This window comes from Mycobacterium sp. OAE908 (assembly GCF_017872775.1).
Lineage (GTDB): Bacteria > Actinomycetota > Actinomycetes > Mycobacteriales > Mycobacteriaceae > Mycobacterium.
In genome coordinates, this window is the sequence record NZ_JAGGJL010000001.1 from 559,627 (window position 1) to 581,551 (window position 21,925).

Here is a 21,925-nt window from a genome sequence, read left to right on the forward strand (position 1 = left end):
GTCTATCTCCCTGTGAAGTGCGGCTTGCGCTTGGCGGCGAAGTCGGTGATGGCTTGTCGAGCGTCCACAGTCGAACCCGTGCTCCGGACGCCTTCGGTCTCGGCGACGAGTTGTGTGGACAGGTCATTGATCCAGGTGTCGCGCAACAGCGCACGCATTCTGGCGTACGCTCGCGTCGGGCCCTTGGCCAGTTCTTCGGCGATCTCGCGGGCCCGAGCACGCACGTCGTCGTCGGGCACCACTTCATTCACCATGCCCCACTCGAGCGCCTCGGCGGCGGTGATCGGGGTGTTGCGCAGGTAGGCCTGTGCTGCGCGACGCGCGCCGATGAGCCGCGGCAGGTGCCAGGTACCGCCTCCGTCCCCCGACAGCCCGATGGCCGCGAAGGCTGTGACGAACTTGGTGTTCTCAGCGGCGACGACGAGGTCGGCGGCGTACACGTAGCCCAGGCCGCCGCCGGCTACTGCACCGTGCGCAGCGGCGACGATCGGTGCGTCGATGCGGCTGAGTACGCGGAACGCCTCGTGAAACGGGGTCGTCATCCGTGCGAACAGTGCGCCGAAGGTCTCCGGCGGGGCGGTCAGAAAGTAGTCGATGTCACCACCGACGGTGAGTGCGGGTCCGTTGCCGCAGATCAACACCGCGCGAACCTCGGGGTCGTCGGCGATACGGCGAGCGACGGTGAGGGTTTCCTCGCCCATGCGCAGATCGATCGCGTTGCGCACCTCAGGTCGATTCAAACAGATTGTGGCAACGCCGTTTTCGACCTGATAATCGATGGTGGCCAGCGTGGTTTCGGCGCCGAGCGCGCGCACCCAGGCGGCGCTGTCGGTCAACTGACGCAGCCCGTTGATGTGACCGCCGTCATCGAAAGTGATCAGGTGCATAAACTCCGCGTCCAGCTTCGCGCCCGAGGCCCGGCCGTGGCCGACGTAGCGGCCGCGCACAAGCAGCGCTCCATCTTCGAGACCCAGCATCTTCTCGGGTTGCGCCTCCGCGACGTAGTTGCGGCCGATTCGCCACCAGAGTTCTCGCTGCATCGCATCAGGGCCAGCATGTTCCCCACCCATGCCGAGAGGCAATCCCTCGGTGGCGTGTCCGACGAAGTCGGGACTGAGCAGCTTTGCCAGTGCATCGCGATCACCCACCCGCAAGGCGTCGTAAAGCCGCTGTGCGGTAGCGGCTTTCGTGGCCGTATCAACCTCAACGGACATAGCGGACAATCGATTCGATCACGGCGGCCGGCTTACCGGCTCCTTCGATTTCGACGGCCGTGGTCAGCATGGCCTGGACCGCACCCTCGAGGCTGGTTACGTCGGTGATCGTGGCCGTGGCGCGAATACGCTTGCCGACCGCAACGGGACTGATGAAGCGCACCTTGTTGAAGCCGTAGTTCACCGCCATCGTCACGTTGTCGACCTCGTAGAGCTGATGCATGAACCGTGGCAGCAGCGATAGCGTGAGCAACCCGTGCGCGATCGTGCCACCGAAGGGGCCCTCGGCCGCTCGGTCCGGTTCGACGTGGATCCACTGATGATCATCGGTGGCGTCGGCGAACAGGTTCACCCGATCCTGATCGACGAGAGTCCAGTCGGTGGGGCCCAACTCGGTTCCCTTGGCGGCTGCGAAGTCGTCGAGGTTCGCGAAGGTCTTCATGTATTCCTTTCTCACACCCGAAGACCGACGGGAACGCCGTCGGCCATTTGATCGAGGTATTCGGCCATCCCGTGTACGCGGGTATCTCCGTCGGTCGTCCATGTCATGGCGGTCTCGGAGATGCGGGTGTTCGTGCGTCCGTCAGAGCTGCGGTGGCGCAGCGGGATCGAACTCTGAGCCTTCCCGGTGAAGGTCCAAGTGGTGCCATCGCCGATCAGGGACACGGTCACGGCTTGGGGGGTGTGGTCGCGGTCGCGCGAAGTGACCACCGTGACACCGGAGCACGGGTGAAGTTGCTCGCCGTCCCACACGAACCCACCGGTTCGCTCGGCACCGTCCTCGTCACCGAACAGCGCGCCCATGAAGCCCAGCGTGGACGACGAGCCGTGGAGCCATCGGTAGAACCACGGCGCCTGCCAGGAACGGGGTCCCCAGGAGTGATCGCGTAGTCCGTGTCCCGCAACAGCGAAGGTGCGATCACCCAGCTGCACGGTTCCAGCAACTTGCATGAGCTGCTCATAGTGGTTGGGGGCGAACGACTCTCCTTCGCCGTCGAATGTTTCGGCGTGCGGTGGCGCCAGCGCGGTGAGATCGAACGCAATGTTGCATTGCGCAGTCGGGCTCGCCGACAACGCGGCCTTGGGATCGGCCATGGCGGCCGGGTCGTCCAAAACGTTGACGAGCCCTTCGAATGAGACGCGCAACCGCTCGAACGGGGCGACGGACTCAACAGTGAGACCACCGGCGTCAAACCGGCTGCTGTCGGCGAACTCCGGACGTGCGTACCCGAACGCGACCGATCCGTCGGCCAGATACAGACACACCGTGCGCTCGCCTCGTCCCTCGTTGGGGCGGTTCGCCAGGCGCACGAACCCGCCGACACGATGCAACGGGTCGAAGAAGTGGAAGTACATGGACTCGTTGAAGTTCGGCTCGGGGCCGATGGGGTGCACGTAGTCGTCAGCCGGTGTCAGCACGCTCGTGCCTTGAGATGGGCGCAGGCCGAGTCGAGCAGTGTGGCGATCGACGCGCTGAGCTTGTCCAGGTCGAGGGCTCCGTGGTCACCCATGGCCCCGCTGCGGCGACGGGCAGCCACCCCCTGCAACAGGCTGGCCGCTCTCCACTGCGTGAATCCGCGGTAGTAGTCGAGTTGCGCAAGGTCGAAACCCGTCTGCTTCGCGTAGCGGTCCACCATCCCGTCGCGGGTCGGGAAGCCGCCGGCACGTGTGGGGCTGGGCATGGAGATGGCCGCGTCCTCGGGAGCGCGCCAGTCGTCGAGGAGCCAGGCGAGATCCACCAAGGGGTCGCCGACGGTGCACAGCTCCCAATCCAGCACTGCGGTGATCGCACCGGAATCTACGAGCACGTTGGACAGCCGGTAGTCGCCGTGCATGATCACGGCGGGGTTCGACGGGTCCGGCCGGCGGTCGATCAGGCGGGATCGCACGGCACGCCAGTGCGAATCGTGTTCGCTGTCCGAGCCCGTGAGGAGCCACGCGTCGCTAACGCGACGCAGCTGCCGCGAAAGGTACGGAGACGTCGGCGATTCCAACCCCACCGACGCCGGCGCCGTGCGGTGCAGCGCAGCAAGCGTGCTGATCATCTGAACACCGAGCGCGTGCCGCTGGTCCTCAGACAACTCGGCGGCATCCGATTCGCTCTCCAATGGCCGCCCCGCGACTCGGTCCATGACGAAGAAAACCGAATCCCGTGTGCGCCCGGTTCCCACGACGCGGGGCACCGGAACAGACGAATCCGCGAGCGCGGAGATGATGCCGGCCTCACGATGCACATCGTGAGCGTTTCCGCGGCGTGGGCCCGACGGCGGCTCGCGCAGTACCCACGCACGGCCGTCGCAGTCGGTGATCAACGAGGTGATGTTGGACTGCCCAAAGCCGATGCGCTTGATGGTCACCGGACCGCGAACCGGTTCTCCATGGGTTGACAGCCAACGCCCGACGTCCCGCGGCCGCATGCACATCCGCGCCGACGGGGACGTCGCGACTGACGCCACCGGGGCCTTGGTCACCTTCGCCGGCATGACCTGAATCCAATCGTTTAATCTGTATTCGAACTGTGCAGGCAGCGATGGCTTCGGTGCTGCTCCAGCCACCGTAGCAGGTTTTCTAGTCCATGTTAAATTATTCGTATCGAGTGAAAGAGATAGCGCGCATGATTCAGCCTCCGGTCGAACGCATCACCACGAGCATCTGGCGCATCCCGCTGCCACTTCCGATGCGAGATCTCAAAGAAGTCAATGCATACGCCATCGGAGGCGATGACGGCGTCACCCTGATCGATCCGGGATGGGCAAATCCCGAGTCGGAGTCGTTGCTCGTCGCCGGGCTCGCCGTGGCGGGATGGTCCCCGGACGACGTGCGGCGCATCCTCGTCACCCATGCGCATTGGGATCACTACACGCAAGCCGTCAAGTGGCGGACCGAGCGCGACGTCACGGTCTACCTGGGTCGAGGCGAGCGCCACACCATCGAAGCATTCGACACCATCGACGGCATCTACCCCAACCAGGTGCGGTGGCTGCGCCGGGCGGGCGCCCTCGAGCTTGCTGACCGCGTGGAGGCGGTCGAGCTGGAGCCGTGGGAGGAGGACATGCCATTCGGTGCGCCCGACGTCTGGCTCGACGGCGGCGAGATCATCGACTGCGGCGGGGTTGACGTGATCGCACACGCGACGCCGGGCCACACTCGCGGCCACATGGTCTTCGAAGAGCCCTCCGCAGGCGTCTTGTTCACCGGCGATCACATCCTTCCGCGGATCACGCCGTCGATAGGATTCGAGCGCGCCCCACAGCCACTCGCCCTATCCAGCTACCTGGATTCGTTGCGACTGTGCGAGACGTGGGCCACGTCGTCGATGTTGCCGGCACACGGCGCAGTCGTCGCCGACGTCGGGTCGCGGGTCACCGAACTGCTCGAACACCACCAAGAACGGCTTGATGAAATCACCGAACTCGTGCGCACCGGAGCGCACACCGCCTACGAGGTTGCGCGTCAAATGCGTTGGACAAGAAGGGAATTGACACTTGACGAGCTGGGCGTCATTCACGGAATGACGGCGGTGTTAGAGGTGATGTGTCACCTCGACCTATTGGCCGCCAAAGACGTCGTCGTGAAAGAGGATGGTGCGCTCGCGTCGAAGTACGCGGTTGCGTAGTCGGTCACGGTCGGTTCACCGTCCACGGCGTGGCACCGAGCTCTTGAATCAAACGGAATTTCTGGACCTTGCCCGTGGGTGTCGTCGGTAGCTCGTCTGCGCGGTAGAAGACCACGCGCTTCGGGACCTTGAATCGGGCGAGTCGCTCTCGGCAGTACTCGATGATCTCGGCTTCGGTGACATGCGAGCCGGGCGAGCGCACAGCGACGACGCAGCCGAGCTCACCCCATCGTTCGTCGTGCAGTCCGACGGCGAAAGATTGGCTGACCCCTTCGTGGGCATCCAGAAGATCCTCGATCTCCTTGGGCATCACGAGTTCGCCGCCGCTCTTGTACAGCTCCTTACTCCGTCCGGTGACCCTGATATAACCGTCGTCCGAGACGAGTCCCAGGTCGCCGGAGTGCAACCAGCCGTCCTTCAAAGCTGCCGCCGTCTCGGCAGGCCGATTCCAGTAGCGCAGCATGGCGGTGGGCCCCCGCGAGACGAGTTCACCTTCTGCTCCGGGAGGCAGTTCGTCGCCCGATTCGGGATCGACTGTCTTGTAGAGGACGAGCTCATCGCTGCCTGCGACTCCGGCGCAGCCGGCGAGCTTGGGCCTACCGACTGTTTCCGAGGTCAATACCAGATCATCCTCGGGCCGGGTCAGCGTCATCGCGCCACCGCACTCGGTCATGCCGTACCCGGTCACGATCTCGCTGACGCCGAACTCCGTTTCGATCGCGTTCCACAACCACACCGGCGCCGGCGCCGATCCACAGAGGATCGCATTCAGCGAACTGAGATCGTAATCGTCGCGAGAGGGATCCTCGAGCAGCGCCACTGCCATCGTTGGCACGCACAGGATGTCGGTCGCCCGATGTCGTTGAATCCCATCGAAATACGATCGGGGACTGAATTTGGTCTGGGGGATGATCGCTCCGCCAACGTACATCGCGGACAGCAACCCCTCGATGTAGCCGAACATGTGATAGCACGGCAGCGAGAACAGGATGCGCCTGCCGTCTTCGTAGGCGCGTGTCAGCGCCGAGGCGTAAGCGGTCCGCAAGACCGCGTCATGCGTGACGAGCACGCCCTTGGGCGATCCGGTGGTCCCCGATGTGTAGAGCATGTCACCACCGGTCAGCGGATCGACGACCAGTGCATCGCACGCTCCGGCGTTTCGGCGCCCCAGTGCCGCCAGTGTCGATAGCGTCAGGGCATCCTCCGGCTCACTACCGTCCGTATCGACCAGCACGGTGATCGGCTGTTCGCTCATGGCGCGCAACATCTCCGGGTATCGGAGGCCGCCGTATTCCGTCATGGTGATGACGACGCGACAGTCGGCGTCGCTTACGACGAACTGCAGTTCGTCTGCGCGGTAGAGGTAGTTGAGGGGGACGGCGATGGCGCCGGTGCGGGCGATGGCGAACTTGATCACAGCGAACTCGGGGTGATTGGCCATCACCATCCCCACTCGGTCCCCCGGTTGCACCCCCAGCGACAGCAGGCCGTCGGCGATCTCCTTGGACTGCTCGGCGACGTCGCTGTAAGTGAGTACGAGGTTGTCGGTCAATACCATTGGGCGATCAGCGTATTCGGCCGCGCAGGTGTCCAGCCACCCGCCGAGGGAGCGGGGTTGCCACCTGGGGAACCGTGCCTGAAGTGCGGCACGCCGCACGTCAACCGATGCAGCGTGATTCACAGTTCGTCCACTGCGCCGCGCATCACAGCGTCACGGAGTTCGAACTTACGCACCTTCCCCGTCGGCGTCACGGGCCACTCGTCTGTGATGAACCACCGGGTTGGAATCTTGAACGGCGCCAACAGCGGTCGAAGATGCTCGACCAACTGCTCCTTGTCGACCGCCTGACCGGAGGGCCGAACGATCGCCGCAACGACCTCGCCGAGGCGGTCGTCTGGCAGCCCTATGACCGCGCAGTCCGCGACGGCGTCCATCCCCTGTAATTGCATTTCGATCTCGGCAGGCGCGATGTTCTCGCCGCCGCGGATTATCAGTTCCTTGAGCCGGCCGGTGAGCGTGAGATAGCCACGCTCGTCCATGCTGCCCAGGTCACCGGTGTGCACGAAACCGTCAGCGTCAATGGTGGCGGCAGTGGCCCGCGGGTCGTGCAGGTACTCGACGAACGTCTGATAGCCGCGGGCGCATATCTCCCCCACCTGGCCCACTTCGACCACTTCGCCGGTGGCTGGATCGACGATGCGGCAGTCGACTTGTGGAATGGGTCGCCCGACCGTGGCGAGTTGGTCGGCACGGGAATCGTCCGGCCGGGTGGCGCTGAGCACGGGTGACAATTCCGTCTGGCCGAACAGGTTGATCACGCTGGCGCCGAAGACCGTTTCCGCTGACTCGATGAGCGTCGAGGATACGTTCGACGCGCCGCCCATGATGATGTCCAGTTGCGGTGCGGGATCATCCCCGGCGCGCTGAGCGTCGAGCAGTGCGCTGAGCACTGCCGGCACGTAGAAGAGCACCGAAACGTTCTCGGTGCGCAATGCGGACAGCACCGGCTTCGGGCTGAACCGGTCGATGAGTATCGTCGTACCCCCGACCCACAGCGGACCGAGGGTCGCGATGACGCACCCCGCGGTGTGGAACATCGGCAGCGGGTTGAGGGTCACCGCACCATCCGAAACGCCAACGACCTGCAAAGTCAGCTTGGCGACGTTCACAAGGGAACGGTGCCGCAGCACAACACCTTTCGGGCGGCCCGTCGTTCCGGAGGTGTATTGGAGCATGAAGACCTCGTCCGGGTCGTCGGGCACATCGAGGGCGGTGACGTCCACCGGGTTCGACGATCGCCACTGCGCGACGTCCGACAGCGACACGCAGGCCAATCCCGGCAGTCGCCGGCCGACGCGCTCGGCGACGGCTGCCATGTCGTAGTCGCGGTGCATATCAGCATGGAGAAGCACGGCCGCTTCGGAATGATCGAGTGCATAGAGCAGCTCGTCGTCACGCAACGCAGGATTGAGGGCGACGAGCACGATCCCGGCGAGCGCCGCGCCGTATTGCACGACGGGCCATTCGATGGCGTTGGGCGCCCACAGGGCGATCCTGCTACCGCGGGGCGTCAGTCGCAGAAGCGCGTCGGCGATACGCGCTGCCTCATCGAGCAGGTCGCGGTAGGTCAGGCGCTGCTGCTCCGCTCGACCATGCGGTGTCCCGATGATGGCGTCGCGGTCCGGATGCTGCCGGGCCCGCTCGATGAGTAGTTGCCCGACCGTGACGTCCACGAGTTCGACGCTGCGATCGGCGTCCCATTGTGCCCGAGTCATCAGACGCTGGCCTGCCGCCGTCATCGCTCAGACCGGGCTGGAACCTAGTTTGGCGCTGGACATATCGCTGATCTCGGGCCAGCGCGCGGTAATGTCTTGAAGGCTCGGCGGTGCGGCGAAGGTGACACCGTCGTTCTGGAATTGAGCGACGCGCTGCACCAAGCCACCACCGACGACGAAGACCGAACCGGTGTCGTTATTCTCCTCGGAGACGAGGTATCCGACGGCGGGAGCCACCAGATCGGGGTTCAACTTGTCGAGCAGTTCTCGGGGGGCGATGTCCTCGGTCATGCGAGTGGCGGCCAGCGGGGCCACTGCGTTGGCGGTGATGGCGTACTTCGCGCCTTCGACGGCCAGCGTGTTGATCATGCCGACGAGCCCGAGTTTGGCCGCGCCGTAGTTCGCCTGACCGAAGTTGCCGTAGATTCCCGCGGTGGAGGTCGCGACGACGACACGTCCAAAGCGCTGCTCGCGGAAGTGTGCCCATGCCGCGCGGACGACGTTGAAACCGCCGTACAGGTGGACCTTCAGCACCCTGTCGAAGTTGTCCTCGGTCATCTTGTGGAATGCGCCGTCGCGCAGGATTCCCGCGTTGCTCACCACGCCGTGCACCGCGCCGAACGTGTCGAGTGCGGTTTCCACGATCTCCGCAGCGCCATCGGCCGTTGCGACCGACGAGTAATTGGCGACAGCCTTTCCGCCGGCCGCCTGGATTTCCTCAACGACCTGATCGGCCATGCTCGTTCCGGAGCCCGTGCCGTCACGCGCTCCGCCGAGGTCATTGACGACGACGAGTGCACCGTTGCCCGCGAGGAAGCGCGCGTATGAGCGACCCAATCCTCCCCCGGCACCGGTGACGATGACGACCTTGTCCTGAACTCCCGGCACGACCACAGCCTTTCCTGTCGACTAACAAGTCGATTTGAATCTAGTTTAAAATCTAGCTGGCAGTCAAGTATGCTGCGCTGAACGCTGTTTGCAGCGCTCGATTGCTGCCATCTACTTACGATTAAACGACGTCCGGAGGGTCCTCGTGAAGCTGGGAATGCCCATCACGTACGGCGCGGATTTCGCACAGACCGTCGACCAGTTGGTTCAGTACGAGAACGCGGGGTTGGACCGCGTGATGATCCCCGAGGCCTACGGGTTCGACGCCGTCACGCAGATGGGCTACGTCGCCGCCAGAACGTCCACCATCGAGCTCGCGTTCGGCATCCTCCCGATGTACAGCCGTACGCCCACCAACCTTGCTATGACCGCGGCCGGTCTGGATTACGTCAGCGGGGGCCGGTGCATCCTGGGCATCGGCGCATCCGGACCACAAGTCATCGAGGGCTTCCACGGTGTCCCATTCGATGCTCCGGTCGCCCGCGCTCGGGAACACGTCGAAATCTGCCGCATGATCTGGCGCCGCGACCGAACCGACTACGACGGCACCTACTATCAGCTTCCGTTACGCGGCGGCACCGGCACGGGAAAACCACTGAAGCTGCTCAATTACCCAGTCCGCGACCGAATCCCACTCGCGCTCGCCGCCATCGGGCCCCGCAACGTGGAGTTGGCCGCCGAGATCTTCGACGAGTGGCAGCCGTTTCTCTTCGTACCCGACCTCGTGGAGCAAGCCTTCGGCGAGGCCCTGGACGCGGGTCGGACCAAGCGCGATCCCGGGCTTGGCGCACTGGGCATCTCCGCTCAGACCACGCTGTTGATCACCGACGATCCCGTGCGCGAAGCCACCGCGCTGGATGCGGTACGCCACCACGCAGCGCTGTACATCGGCGGTATGGGCGCACGCGGAAAGAACTTCTACACCACACTGGCTCGTCGATACGGCTACGGCGACGCGGCGCAACAGATCCAGGATCTCTATCTGGGCGGACGCAAGACCGAAGCCGCGGCCGCAGTGCCTCTCGAACTGGCCCGTCGTTTGGCGTTGATCGGATCGCCGGAGTACGTCCGCGAAAGGCTCGAGGTGTACGCCGCCGCCGGCGTCAGTTGCCTGCTCGTCAGCCCGGCCGCCGAGACCCACGCGGAGCGCCTCGCGCAGATGTCCATGCTTCGCGGTGAGCTCTGGCCGAAGACGTAGCGAGCCAGCCGAACCGCATCACGGTAGCCCGCCGACCCCTCCCGGCGGGCTCCGCTGCCTTAAATATCGACTAAAACCAGCCTCTTTTGCAAGGCAATCGTGCCGCTTGAGCGAATCGGATTATGCCTGCTGAACCCATTTCTCATCCGGAAACCAGACAGACCAAAGTATTGATTGTGGATTAAAAATATGTCTCGAAAATGTTGACTCGTGTCAGGATTTCGGTCTACCGTCATCCCGAGTCGCCCGTGATGCCCGCCACAGCCCGCAAGGAGCGCAATGCCCACCACACCTCGGACCGCGATCATCGGCGCGGGGATCAGCGGGTTGACAAGCGCGAAGAACCTTGCCGATGCCGGAGTTGAGTTCGACTGCTTCGAGTCATCGGACCGAGTTGGTGGCAACTGGGCCTTCCGCAACCCCAACGGCCACTCCAGCGCCTATCGGTCACTACACATCGACACGTCTCGTGATCTCTTGTGCTTCAAAGACTTCCCGATGGATCCCAGCCTGCCCGACTACCCGCACCACTCCCAGATCAAGACCTACCTCGACCAATACACGGACGCCTTCGGGCTGCGCGAGCACATCAGGTTCAACACCGCGGTGACACGCGCCAACCGCATCACCGGTGGCGGTTGGGACATCACCACCAATGACGGCCGCACACAGCACTACGACGCCCTCGTCGTCGCCAACGGCCATCACTGGGACCCGCGTTTCCCCGACTTCCCCGGCGAGTTCACGGGAGAGACCATCCACTCCCACGCGTACATCGACCCCACCGAACCGTTGGATCTGTACGGCAAGCGCATCGTCGTCGTCGGCATCGGGAACTCGGCGGCCGACATCGTGTCCGAACTGTCCCAAAAGTCTTGGCGTAACACCGTTTATCTATCGACCCGTTCGGGCGCCTGGGTTGTCCCCAAGTACATCTTCGGCATGACCGCGGACAAGATCGCACGAACGCTCCCCATCATCCCGCTGTCCTGGCAACGCAGGGCCATGCGACCGGTAGCCAGGATTCTCTTCGGCGACCCTGAGCACTACGGCCTGCCGACGCCGAATCACCACTTCCTCGAGGCTCATCCGACGCAGTCCGCCGAGTTGTTGATGAGGCTCGGCGCCGGTGACGCCGTAGCCAAGCCCAATGTGGAACGCCTCGACGGCGATCGCGTAGTTTTCGCCGACGGATCGGTGGTCGAAGCAGACGTCATCATCTACGCCACGGGCTACAACATCACGTTCCCCTTCTTCGATCCCGAATTTTTGTCGGCTCCGAACAACAAGTTGTCGTTGTACAAACGCATATTCAAACCGGGAATCGACGACCTCGTGTTCGTGGGGTTCGCCCAGGCTCTGCCTACCTTGTTCCCATTCGTCGAATGCCAGGCTCGGCTCGTCGCAGCCTATTTGGCAGGCACGTACCGGCCGCCGGTACCCGCCGAGATGCAACGCGTGATTGAGGCCGACGAACGCAAGTACACCGGTCACTTCGTCGACTCGCCGCGCCATACCCAACAAGTCGACTACTTCGACTACGAGCGCGACATCCGCAAGCGCGAACTTCCCGCCGGCCGCAAGCGGGTGGAAAAGTCCGGCCCCGTGACTCTCACTCGGCGTCTGGCCGCAGTGGTCTCCGATGCCCACTGATACGGACCGGGGCCCTCGGCGCAACCCTGCACGCCCGCAACCGCGCGGCGAGCAGCGCAAGGTCCACTTGCTCGACGCACTCGCCTCCCAACTTCAGCACCAGTCTCTTGCCGACGTGTCGGTTGCCGAGGTCGCCGACAAGGCTGGAGTCGGACGATCGGCGTTCTACTTCTACTTTCGAGGCAAGCACGAAGCGGTCACACACCTCTTGGAGGACATCTTCGTCGAGCAGGTGTCGGGCGTCACGGAGCTGATCAACGCTCCGGGCGACCCCCGCGCCAACCTCGATTCGGCACTCTGGTTGGTGGTCGAATCGTGGTGCAGGCAGCGGACCCTGTTCGTCGCGATGCTCGATGCACGAGACTCAGACACCGGCACGCGCACCGTGTGGGAGGCCTGGCTGCGACGCTACGAGGACTTCGCCGCCGAGTATGTGTCCGAACACGCCGCGGCCTGCCCCGTGGATGCGCGCGACCTCGCTCATGGCCTCATCTCCCTCAACGAGAGGGTTCTCGAACGTCATCTGCGCAGCGGGTCCGACGACTCATCCCGCGTACACGCCACCTTGGTGCACATCTGGACCACAGCGATCTTCGGCGGAACCCGATGAGCGTCATCAGTATTCGCGCACACGATGGCGGCATGCTCGCGGGCGATCACTACGCAGCGGCGACGGATTCACTGGACGGTCCACTCGGTCGACCGTGTGTCGTGATGGCACACGGGGTCGGCGCGACACGGGACTGCGGACTCGATGAATTCGCCAGTGGCTTCGCCCGAGCCGGCGCCGACGTGATCACCTTCGACTACCGCAATTTCGCGGGATCCTCCGGAGAACCGCGACAACTGGTGAACCTGCGCGGCCAACTCAGCGACTACCGGAGCGCCGTTGCGTACGCCCGCCGACTGCCGGGAGTCGACCCAGACCGGATCGTGGTGTGGGGCGTCTCGCTCTCGGGCGGCCACGTGTTGGAGGTCGCCGCCCACGACCCTCGCATCGCAGCGGTCATCAGCGTCACGCCCGCCGTCGACGGACGCGCCGCCGTCGCGCAGATCGTCCGTGCGCACGGCGTCTTTCACGCGGGGCGCCTGTGCGCACGCGGCGTCGTCGACCGTATCGGCGCGGCGATCGGCCGCCAGCCGTTGATGCTGCCCATCGTCGCTCGGCCGGGCGCGCCGGGTGCACTCACCTCACCGGGCGCAAGTGAACGCATGCATGCCATTGCAGGACCTACGTGGCGCAACGCCATCGCCGCTCGCCTCCTGCTGCGCATCGGGCTGTACCGTCCCGCACGCCGCTCCGCGATCGCGTGTCCCATCCTGATGCAGATCGCCGAGAACGATCAGTCCGCCCCACCCGCTGCCGCGGAACGCGCGGCAGTTCGTTTGCGCGCCATGGTGCGTCGCTATCCGGCCGATCACTTCGACGTCTACCCCGGCGGCCCGGTGCATGCCCGCGTTCTGGCGCACCAGTGCGCCTTCCTTCATCGGGTGTTCGCGAACACCAAGACATTGGCGGTGACAGCATGAAGGCCGTCCGACTCGTAGCACCGACCGTTCTCAAGGTCGACGACGTGGCCGTGCCCGCCCCCGGCGAGGGCGAGGTGCTACTGAAGGTAGCCGCCGCCGGCATCTGCCACTCCGACCTGCACATCGTGTCGCTGCTCGAGGAAGTCCTGCCACTGCCTCTGACGCTCGGACACGAAACCGCGGGCCACATCGTTGATCTCGGCCCCGGCGTCACCGAGTGGTCAGTCGGCCAAGGCGCGTTGGTTCACCTCATCTGGGCGTGCGGTTCGTGCTCTGCATGCGCTCGCGGCGACGACAACGTGTGTCACAGCGCCGGACGAATGGCTCAGCCACCCACACCAGGGCTCGGACCCGCCGGCGGTATGGCCGAATTCATGGTCGTCCCCGCTCGCTACCTCGTCGCACTGGGGGATTTGGATCCCGTTCAGGCGGCGCCGCTGGCAGACGCCGGAATGACGCCGTATCACGTGATCCGCAACTCACTCGACGTGCTGCGGCCCGGCTCAACGGGCCTGGTGATCGGGATCGGCGGACTCGGACACGTTGCCGTGCAACTGCTTCGGCAGCTGACCGGGGTTCGGATCGTCGCGGTGGACGTGACCGAGAAGCGCCTCGAGGCCGCGACACGGCACGGTGCGGACCACGTCCTACTCGCCGATGAGACTGCGTCGAGCGCGATCCTCGAGGTGACGAACGGCAGAGGTGCGGCCGCAGTATTCGACTTCGTCGGCAACCAGTCGAGCGCAGACCTGGCGGTGAACACCGTTGCGCCCGACGGGATCTATCAACTTGTGGGCATCGGGGGCGGCAGGCCGGTCATCGATGCCGTACCACGATTCGGTGTCGGTTGGCCGTACGGTGCGGCGGTGCGAACCTCGTACGGCGGCACCAAGTCCGACCTGCTGGCCTGCGTAGCGCTGGCGAACGCAGGGCGCCTGCGGCTCGACGTCGAGACCTTCGCGCTCGACGATGCGCTCACGGCCTTCGATCGTCTTCACACGGGCTCCATCAACGGAAGGGCAGTGCTGTGTCCGTAGCAGAAAGATTCCGCGATCGTGTCGTTCTGATCACCGGAGGGGCCCGAGGTATGGGAGCCGAGCATGCGCGCGGCTTCGCATCCGAGGGCGCGCAAGTGGTCATCTGCGACGTGCTCGACGACGAGGGTCGAGCACTCGCTGACGAGATCGGCTCGGGCGCCCGCTACGTCCGACTGGACGTCAGCGATGAAACCCAATGGCGTGCCGCACTGGATTCGGTCGCTGCCGAGGAGGGCGCCTTGCACGTCCTCGTCAACAACGCCGGCATCGGCGGTGTCCCCGCGCCGCTCACCGCGACCGACCTCGACGTGTGGCACCAGGTGCTGGCAGTCAATCTCGATGGCGTGTTCCTTGGTATCAAGACCGCGGCGCCGCTGATCGCAGGCAGCGGTGGCGGTGCGATCATCAACATCTCCTCCTTCGCGGGGCTGATCGGCTCCCCCCTGCTGGGCGCCTACGCGGCCAGCAAGTTCGCGGTCCGCGGGCTGACCAAGGTCGCCGCGATGGAACTGGGGACACAGGGCATCAGGGTGAATTCCGTTCACCCCGGCTACATCAAAACGCCGCTGCTGGAGGGAATTCCCGACGATGCGGTGCATGGTCGACTGGCGATCGACCGTATCGCCACGCCCGAGGACGTCACACCAGTGGTGATGTTCGCCGCCAGCGACGACGCGCGGTACTGCACTGGCGCGGAGTTCGCTGTCGACGGCGGCTGGTCGGCGGGTGAGCCGACGCCCATCTTCGTAGCGCCGGGTGCGGAGATGCCGGCTGCGGCAGCTGCTAATTGCTAGGCACGCACTGCGGCCGAGTCGGCCACAGCGTTCTATCGACTCCCGCGCAGCTCTGGTGAGACGTGCGTTACCGCGACCGCAGCGGGTGCGCTCGCTCGTGGCGATATCCGGCCAGCCACCGCACATTGGCGATCCACGGACTCGGCAGTTCACCGAGCTGCCGATATTCCCAGCCGAACCTCCCGGTCGCTCACGTCGATCACTGCCTGCGGACGAACATCCACAACGGTCGCCTCCGGTAACCGAACGAACGAAGAAGTCCGGCGTGTGTTCCCGCTGGCCACCTTCCACAGCAGCGAACCGCATTGTGAATGGCTGTTCGGCCACCCGCGCACCGAAGGATCAAAGTCCAGCGCAATGAGATTGCCCCTCGCACACCATGATTCGAATGTCAAGTGACGTTTCGTGCGAGCCAACCACCAGAATCCGCAATAATTCCGCTGCCTCCGAAAGGCCGAATGCCTCGGTGCGGCACGGTGCAGTCGAAAGCGATCACGATTGTCGACGTCAGCCAGGCCAACATCTGAAATGATTGTCCGCCAAGGCATCTCATGCATTCATGGATAATCTCTATTATCCATGAACAATGTCGCCGTTTTCATCTGATGAATCACGACTGGTTTGCACGCTTAGCGCTTCTCGGATGCGAGCAGTCACGATCGTTTCAACTCGTACATCCCGCCCCACATCGCAGGTCACTGTCCACCGGCGTGAGCCAAACGCGCGGCTTGCTGGCGTCCCAACACCCGGCACATTGCCCAGCCGGCGGCCAGTATCCACCCACCCCATGTGAACACCGCGAGATACCAAGAGCCGACACCGTTTCCGGCGAACGGGCCCGTCTTGACGAAGAAGATCGGAAGTTGTCCGAGTTCGCACACCGCAACCACGAGGCTGAAATGACCGAGCCAGGCAGGCAGCGACCCTGGGCGGCCCTGTGTTCTAAGGATCACGATCCCCGCCAGGGCCATCCCGAAACCCAGCATTGGCCAAATATGCATTGAACCGAGCCAAGCCACATCGCTCAGAGCGCGCGTCACGTCCGGATTGGTGTCACGCGGACGAAATGCAGTAACCCCGAAGATCGCAAGGTCGAAAGACAGCAGGATAGGACTTGCGGCCAGGCTCGCTACGGTTACGGCAGTGACCGCTCGCGATCCTCCCTCCAGATGCCACAGCATCAGGCAGAACTGGACCGTCCATGCCAGGAGGAATGCCATGCCGACGCTGCACAGGACGATGCCGATGAAGAAGCCGGTCTGGTGTTCGACATAGTAGGCCGCGGTCTGCTCGCCACTCAGCTCAAAGGAAGGTGGCTGCGGCCAGCAGACCTCGAGGCCAACAAAGGTGAAGATGGCGAATAGGCCGGCGCAGGCGGCGAAGAACCGCTGCCAGAGGAAATCTTCACGCTCAGTCATCGTTGACCCTTCCTGCTCTGCGTCCTGCCGGAGTGTTGCGCGGCGTGCCACCGTTCATGACCACCTGCATCAGTCGTCCCCCTGCACTGATAAGGCCGCACCTGCTTACGATCCACCCTTGGCGGGGTTTCACAATATCTAATCGATATTAAATTAGCAAGAACCCTGTTCGAGACGGCCTGGCCGCGATGTTTCCCTCTTTTTGAGTTCAGATTAAATTATGTGCTAGCCTGAATAGGACCGCCCGTGCAGTCAGCGGGTCGAGTCGCTGGACGGTCTTCTGGGTCTTGGGTCCAGCCATACGTGCTCGGAAGGCGACGATGCGTACTTTTCACCTCTGTGGAAGATCGTTGGGCTCAGTCAGGCGAAACTCCTCACCTTCTCTGGCGACCGCATCGATGCCGCCGAGGCTTACCGCATCGGACTCTTGGATCGACTCGTACCGGCAGGCCAGGCCGTGGCGGTCGCCACGGAGCTCGCCAGGTCCATTGCCGAGACCACTACCGCCTCGGCGATGAACAAGGCGATTGCGCTTCGCGCTCCTGCCATGGATCCCATTGCAGCCCTTACGTACGAAACCCTCGCGTACCGCGAAGTGATCTGGCATCCCGACGTCGTCGACCGAATCGGCAAGGCGTACCGCAACCTCCGCAAGTAGGAAATCTTGCACACCCCGGGCGACGGCGACTGTATGACGCCGCGCGTCGTAGAACGCTGGTACCGCTTCATGGAGACCGGCGATGCAGCCCTGCTCGACGATCTCCTCGACGAGGAAGTTACTTTCTACTCCCCCGCCGTCTTCACGCCGCAGACGGGCCGCGCGAAGGCGGCGGCTTACCTGATCGCAGCAGAAAAGATGTTTGCCAACACCACGTTTCGCTATACCGGCGCCTGGTACCGCGAGCAGTCGGCAATTCTGGATTTCAGCGCTGATCTCGATGGCATACAGATCGAGGGCGTCGACATGATCCGGCGGTCTGACGACGAGACGATCGTCACCTTCAAGGTCAGGGTCCGACCACTAAGAGCGTTGCACACGACTGTCCGCAAGATGGGCGACCTGCTCGAGCTGCCGGGCGCTCCAATACCTTGCGTACCAACAGATCTTGCAGCAGATCGTCCCGCTTCCACGCCCGCGACGGCGGCTGGTCGGCGGGTGAGCCGACACCGATCTTCGTAGCACCGGGTGCGGAGATGCCGGCACAACTGCCGGTCTGACGGTTCTGCGCGTTGAGGTGCCGCGTGTCAGCGTTTCACGGCACCCAGGTCGGTGCCGACGATCGACACGAACGACACACACCCGCCGGGCCGACCACCGAGGTTGTGCGTCAACGCCGTTCGCGCGTCGCGGATCTGGCGCTCACCGGCACTGCCCTGGAACTGCAGCCACGCCTCGTAGAGCATCCGCAGTCCGCTTGCTCCCACCGGATGACCGAATGATTTCAGTCCGCCGTCGACGTTGACCGGCAGTCGGCCGTCCGCGTCGAACTCGCCCGCGAGTGCGTCCTTTACCGCTCGTCCTCGATCGGAGAAGCCGAAGTCCTCCATGAGAATCAATTCGGTTGGAGTAAAGCAGTCGTGCACCTCGGCCAGCGAGAGTTGCCGGTTGGGATCGTCGATGCCCGCCTGTTGATAGGCATCCCTGGCAGAGCGCACCACTTCGGGGAACGTGGTGAAGTCGAACCCGGGGTCCATCGACCCCCGCGCCGATCCCGCCACGAGCGACAGCGCCTTGACGTACATCGGGCGATCGGTGTACTCGGTAGCGCGCTCTGCCGGCACAATGAGTGCGCAGGCCGCGCCATCGGAAACCCCGGAGCAATCGAACACCCCGAGTCGTCCGGCAACCTTCGGAGCGCCGTCGATGGTCTCCCTCGACACCGGGGACCTGAACTGAGCCTTCGGATTTCGTGACCCGTTGCTGTGATTCTTGAAAGCGACGTGGGTCATCGCCTCGCGCATCTGCCCGGGATCCACGCCATACTTGGCGCAATATGCCGGATCCAGCAGCGAGAAGGCCGCCGGTGCGGTCAGCGACAGCTCCGGTGCGGTGCCATCACTCGGCGGGTCGGCGCGCAGCAGACCGGAGAATCCGGAGTCCTTGAGCTTCTCCACACCGACTGCCATGACCACGTCATAGGCACCGGATGCGACAGCGTAACAGGCGTTTCGGAAGGACTCCGATCCCGTTGCGCAGTAGTTCTCGACGCGAGTCACGGGCTTGTCCTCGGTTCCCAGCGCCCGACTCAGAGTGAGCCCGGATTGACCTGAACCCAGTGTGCCCAGCCAGTAGGCGTCGACGTCGTCGAGCGAAAGTCCCGAGACAGCCGAGATGCACTCCCCTACCGCCTCCAGCAGCAGATCGTCGGTCGAACTTTCCCATCGCTCACCGAATTTCGTGCATCCCATCGAAACGACGGCGACTTTGTCGGCGATGCCACGGCTGCTCATGATTCCTCCGTTTCGGCCGAATCGGCCAGACGGGCCTTCCAGAAGTAGTCGTGTACACCGCCCGCAGTGAACAGACGACGGAACGTGAACCCGACACGCGCGCCAACGGCAAGGCGGTCGGGTTCGGCATCGGCGATCTCGAGAGTGCACCGACCGCCGCCATCGACGTCGATCACGGCCTGAACCACCGGCGGCGACGGCGAATACGCCAACCGGTCGACGGTATAGGTCACTATGGTGCCGCCCAGTCGTGACACGGGCACGGGCGACATGCTGTCGGCGACACCGCATTCGCGGCATACCCGCACGGGCGGCAGGTGGACGAAGCCGCACTCTCGGCATCGACTACCCGTGAGAGCGAACTTCCAGTCCGCAGCACGCGCGGCCGGCGGCCCTGCGGGACGGTCCGGTTCGGGACGCCGCGGCGGCTCCCGTTCGACCAGTCCACGCCATGCCAGATAGGTCAGATACGAGACGGGCAGCCCGCCCTCGCGTTGTTCCCGAAGTGACTGTCGCTGACGCGCATTCGACACCCGATCGGTGGCCCGCAAGAGCACGGTGTCGCAACCATCGACGGCCGACACCACCAGGATGGTCTCGCCGGGTTCGACTCGATCGAGGGCGCCGCAGAGCCCCAGTGCTGCATCAGCCGTGCCGCTGAACCCGATCGGAGACGTGGTCGTCGACTCTGCACCCTTGATCAGCGTGGCAGCCCGCTTCACGATCGCGGAGTTAGGGCACGCGAGAACCACGTGGTCGACCTCGGGCAGTCCGGCCTGGTCGAGGGTCGCGGCGGCTGCGGCGGAAATGAGGTCGCCATATTGTTCCGCGCCGAAGCGCTCTTCCCACTGTTCGCCCGTCACCGAATCGGGAGCCCGCCACCTGTCGAGGAATTCGGAAGTAGTGGAGAAAGAGGCGACGACGTCGGCGATCGCCGGTCCTTCACCGAAGAGCAATGCTGCAGCGCCATCACCGCCGAGTTTCTCGTCGGCTGATCCGGGCCGTCCCACCCGGACGTCGGCGCTGAGGGCGAGCCCTCCAGTACCGGCCGCCAGTCGTAGCGCCGCGATGGTGCTGCGTCCGGTGCCGCCGACGTCCGCGGCGAACGCCTGCACAGGCAGCCCGAGCGCGGCGTGTACGGCGGTGGCGTTGGTCTTGTCACCGTAGGCCGGGCTCGACGTGGCGAAGTACACGTGGTCCGGCAGATCGTGTGATTCGATCGCCGACCTGGCCGCGGCGACGGCCATCGTGGTCGAGTCCTCGTCGAACGAAGCCACCACACGGTCACCGCCACGCAGACCGATGTCATTGCCCGCGAGCCGGTATCGGGGCAGGTAGGTTCCGTAGCCGATGAGCTTCGCCGTCACACCGTCACCCCGCTGAAGACGGCTGCGAGGCCCTGACCGCCACCGATGCACATGGTCTCCAGCGCCAGCCCGCCGCCGCGGCGTCGCAGCTCGTGCAGCATCGTCGTCATGATCCGGACACCCGTCGCCGCGATCGGATGTCCAAGCGAAATGCCGGATCCGTTCACGTTCAGACGATCATCGACGTCGTCGAGCTTGGTGCCCCATCCGGCCAGTACGGCCAGGACCTGCACGGCGAATGCCTCGTTGACTTCGATGAGATCGAAGTCGTCGAGGGTGTGTCCGGAACGCTTCAGCAGTTTGGCTACCGCCGGCACGGGACCGATGCCCATGCGTGCGGGTTCGCAACCGGCGGCGGCCCAACCCTCGAGAAACCCGATCGGCTCCAGGCCCAACGTGTCGAGGTTGTCCTCGGCGACGATCAAACACGCTGCCGCAGCGTCATTCTGCTGGCTCGAGTTACCGGCGGTCACGGTGCCGCCGGACTGTATCGGCTTGAGCTTGGCCAGAGTTGCAGTGGTGCTGTCGGGTCGTACGCCCTCGTCACGGTCGACCACGACGGGATCCGTGCGTCGCTGCGGCACCTGCACGGCGACGAGTTCGTCGGCGAACGCGTCGTTGGCTTGCGCGGTGGCGGCGCGGTGGTGGCTGCGCGCGGCGAACGCGTCGGCGGCGTCGCGATCGATGCCGTAGTCGGCGGCGAGATTCTCGGCGGTCTCGATCATTCCGCTAATGGGGCCGAAACGCCATGGCGGCTGCGACATTTCCCGACCTCGATCGAGCCTGTCGTACAGCGTCAGATTGCCGGCACGGCTGCCCCATCGAGCTGTCGTGGTGTAGTGCTCGATGTTGCTCATCGACTCCACCCCACCGGCGAGCACGACATCGGCGGCGCGCGTCTGCACTGTCATCGCCGCGGTGATGACGGCCTGCAGGCCGCCACCACAACGCCGGTCGATCTGCAATCCGGGAACACTGACGGGCAGACCGGCGTGCAGGGCAACCCAGCGCCCGATGCACGGGGCTTCCGAGTTGGCGTACGACTGGGCGAACACGACGTCTTCGATGAGTTGCGGGTCGATGCCGGTACGTTCGACCACGGCCGTGACGACGCGCGCGGCAAGATCCTCGGCCCGCAGGGGACGCAATGCACCGCCGAACGTACCGACCGGAGTGCGGGTAGGGGCGACGATCGCGGCACGCCTCACCGGGTCGACCCTGGTTCATCGGCTGCCTCGCCACGCCACCGGCTGTGCGACGGGTCGAGCAGCGCTGCCATCTGCTCGTCGGGGAGCCAGATGATGCTCTCCAACTCCAGGGCGTCGAGGTAGCGGACCCTGTCGGTGCGCAGGTCCTGCAACCGCAGCCGCGGTGCGTTCCCGGAAGTGTCGAAGGCTACCGAGATCTGGGCGAATTCACTGCCGATGACTGCGCCGGTCCCCGGCACTTCCACCGGTGTGGGATCACCGAATTCGATGGACAT

Annotated in this window: 20 protein-coding genes and 1 pseudogene; 9 read left to right on the forward strand and 12 right to left on the reverse strand. The window is 64.5% G+C overall.

Translation table 11 applies throughout. The annotated features are described in order from the left end of the window. Positions 1-2: 2 nt before the first annotated feature. The 4 genes from J3E61_RS02705 to J3E61_RS02720 are packed head-to-tail and all read right to left on the reverse strand — an operon-like array spanning position 3 to position 3,742. Positions 3-1,214, reverse strand: a complete 1,212-nt coding sequence (locus J3E61_RS02705) for an enoyl-CoA hydratase/isomerase family protein (RefSeq protein ID WP_210082522.1) — start codon at positions 1,212-1,214, stop codon at positions 3-5. Next, entirely contained in the window at positions 1,204-1,656 is a 453-nt protein-coding gene (locus J3E61_RS02710; protein ID WP_210082523.1) for a MaoC family dehydratase, read from the reverse strand. Before J3E61_RS02710 ends, J3E61_RS02705 begins: the two co-directional genes overlap by 11 nt. Positions 1,657-1,667: 11 nt before the next feature. After that, positions 1,668-2,657 carry a hypothetical protein gene (locus J3E61_RS02715; RefSeq protein ID WP_210085405.1) on the reverse strand — a complete coding sequence of 330 codons (990 nt, stop codon included), beginning with the start codon at positions 2,655-2,657 and terminating at the stop codon, positions 1,668-1,670. Next, on the reverse strand, positions 2,627-3,742 hold the full coding sequence (locus J3E61_RS02720) for a phosphotransferase family protein (protein ID WP_210085406.1): 1,116 nt from the start codon (positions 3,740-3,742) through the stop codon (positions 2,627-2,629). Before J3E61_RS02720 ends, J3E61_RS02715 begins: the two co-directional genes overlap by 31 nt. 86 nt (positions 3,743-3,828) lie before the next feature. Between J3E61_RS02720 and J3E61_RS02725 the strand changes: the two genes are divergently transcribed. Beyond that, entirely contained in the window at positions 3,829-4,830 is a 1,002-nt protein-coding gene (locus J3E61_RS02725; protein WP_210082524.1) for an MBL fold metallo-hydrolase, read from the forward strand. A gap of 4 nt (positions 4,831-4,834) precedes the next feature. On the opposite strand, the gene J3E61_RS02730 is transcribed toward J3E61_RS02725, so the two are convergent. Genes J3E61_RS02730 through J3E61_RS02740 form a run of 3 tightly spaced genes read right to left on the reverse strand, consistent with a single transcriptional unit; the run spans position 4,835 to position 8,994 of the window. Further along, the gene (locus J3E61_RS02730; RefSeq protein WP_210082525.1) at positions 4,835-6,511 is read right to left on the reverse strand and encodes an acyl--CoA ligase; all 1,677 of its coding nucleotides are present in this window, start codon (positions 6,509-6,511) and stop codon (positions 4,835-4,837) included. Continuing rightward, the gene (locus J3E61_RS02735) at positions 6,508-8,130 is read right to left on the reverse strand and encodes an acyl--CoA ligase (protein ID WP_210082526.1); all 1,623 of its coding nucleotides are present in this window, start codon (positions 8,128-8,130) and stop codon (positions 6,508-6,510) included. The genes J3E61_RS02730 and J3E61_RS02735 overlap by 4 nt, the downstream gene beginning before the upstream one ends. A 3-nt stretch (positions 8,131-8,133) precedes the next feature. After that, positions 8,134-8,994 carry an SDR family oxidoreductase gene (locus J3E61_RS02740; protein WP_210082527.1) on the reverse strand — a complete coding sequence of 287 codons (861 nt, stop codon included), beginning with the start codon at positions 8,992-8,994 and terminating at the stop codon, positions 8,134-8,136. Between the two features lie 145 nt (positions 8,995-9,139). Here J3E61_RS02740 and J3E61_RS02745 point away from each other — a divergent pair, with 145 nt between their 5' ends. From J3E61_RS02745 to J3E61_RS02770, 6 genes are all read left to right on the forward strand, one after another. Further along, a complete protein-coding gene (locus tag J3E61_RS02745; RefSeq protein ID WP_210082528.1) occupies positions 9,140-10,192 on the forward strand; it encodes an LLM class F420-dependent oxidoreductase in 1,053 nt (350 codons plus the stop codon). Between the two features lie 279 nt (positions 10,193-10,471). Next, a complete protein-coding gene (locus J3E61_RS02750; RefSeq protein WP_210082529.1) occupies positions 10,472-11,845 on the forward strand; it encodes an NAD(P)-binding domain-containing protein in 1,374 nt (457 codons plus the stop codon). Beyond that, positions 11,835-12,455 (forward strand): TetR/AcrR family transcriptional regulator, encoded by a 621-nt coding sequence (locus J3E61_RS02755; RefSeq protein WP_210082530.1) that lies wholly within the window; start codon positions 11,835-11,837, stop codon positions 12,453-12,455. Before J3E61_RS02750 ends, J3E61_RS02755 begins: the two co-directional genes overlap by 11 nt. After that, entirely contained in the window at positions 12,452-13,375 is a 924-nt protein-coding gene (locus J3E61_RS02760; RefSeq protein ID WP_210082531.1) for an alpha/beta fold hydrolase, read from the forward strand. Before J3E61_RS02755 ends, J3E61_RS02760 begins: the two co-directional genes overlap by 4 nt. Continuing rightward, positions 13,372-14,412 carry an alcohol dehydrogenase catalytic domain-containing protein gene (locus J3E61_RS02765; protein ID WP_210082532.1) on the forward strand — a complete coding sequence of 347 codons (1,041 nt, stop codon included), beginning with the start codon at positions 13,372-13,374 and terminating at the stop codon, positions 14,410-14,412. The genes J3E61_RS02760 and J3E61_RS02765 overlap by 4 nt, the downstream gene beginning before the upstream one ends. A 50-nt stretch (positions 14,413-14,462) precedes the next feature. Then, positions 14,463-15,206 (forward strand): SDR family oxidoreductase, encoded by a 744-nt coding sequence (locus tag J3E61_RS02770; protein WP_210082533.1) that lies wholly within the window; start codon positions 14,463-14,465, stop codon positions 15,204-15,206. A gap of 695 nt (positions 15,207-15,901) precedes the next feature. On the opposite strand, the gene J3E61_RS02775 is transcribed toward J3E61_RS02770, so the two are convergent. Then, the gene (locus tag J3E61_RS02775; RefSeq protein WP_210082534.1) at positions 15,902-16,675 is read right to left on the reverse strand and encodes a hypothetical protein; all 774 of its coding nucleotides are present in this window, start codon (positions 16,673-16,675) and stop codon (positions 15,902-15,904) included. 274 nt (positions 16,676-16,949) lie between these two features. Between J3E61_RS02775 and J3E61_RS02780 the strand changes: the two are divergent. Together J3E61_RS02780 and J3E61_RS02785 are read left to right on the forward strand one after the other, a co-directional pair. Next, positions 16,950-17,282, forward strand: a pseudogene (locus J3E61_RS02780) (enoyl-CoA hydratase/isomerase family protein); the annotation flags it as partial. Between the two features lie 33 nt (positions 17,283-17,315). Then, on the forward strand, positions 17,316-17,804 hold the full coding sequence (locus J3E61_RS02785; protein WP_210082535.1) for a nuclear transport factor 2 family protein: 489 nt from the start codon (positions 17,316-17,318) through the stop codon (positions 17,802-17,804). A gap of 65 nt (positions 17,805-17,869) precedes the next feature. Here J3E61_RS02785 and J3E61_RS02790 read toward each other — a convergent pair whose 3' ends face one another. From J3E61_RS02790 to J3E61_RS02805, 4 genes are read right to left on the reverse strand one after another with little or no spacing between them, the layout of a single operon-like run. Continuing rightward, a complete protein-coding gene (locus J3E61_RS02790) occupies positions 17,870-19,075 on the reverse strand; it encodes an acetyl-CoA acetyltransferase (protein ID WP_210082536.1) in 1,206 nt (401 codons plus the stop codon). Beyond that, positions 19,072-20,442, reverse strand: coding sequence for a hydroxymethylglutaryl-CoA synthase family protein (locus J3E61_RS02795; RefSeq protein WP_210082537.1), 1,371 nt, complete (start codon positions 20,440-20,442; stop codon positions 19,072-19,074). The genes J3E61_RS02790 and J3E61_RS02795 overlap by 4 nt, the downstream gene beginning before the upstream one ends. Then, the gene (locus J3E61_RS02800; protein ID WP_210082538.1) at positions 20,439-21,650 is read right to left on the reverse strand and encodes an acetyl-CoA C-acetyltransferase; all 1,212 of its coding nucleotides are present in this window, start codon (positions 21,648-21,650) and stop codon (positions 20,439-20,441) included. Before J3E61_RS02800 ends, J3E61_RS02795 begins: the two co-directional genes overlap by 4 nt. Further along, positions 21,647-21,925, reverse strand: a complete 279-nt coding sequence (locus J3E61_RS02805) for a hypothetical protein (protein ID WP_210082539.1) — start codon at positions 21,923-21,925, stop codon at positions 21,647-21,649. The genes J3E61_RS02800 and J3E61_RS02805 overlap by 4 nt, the downstream gene beginning before the upstream one ends.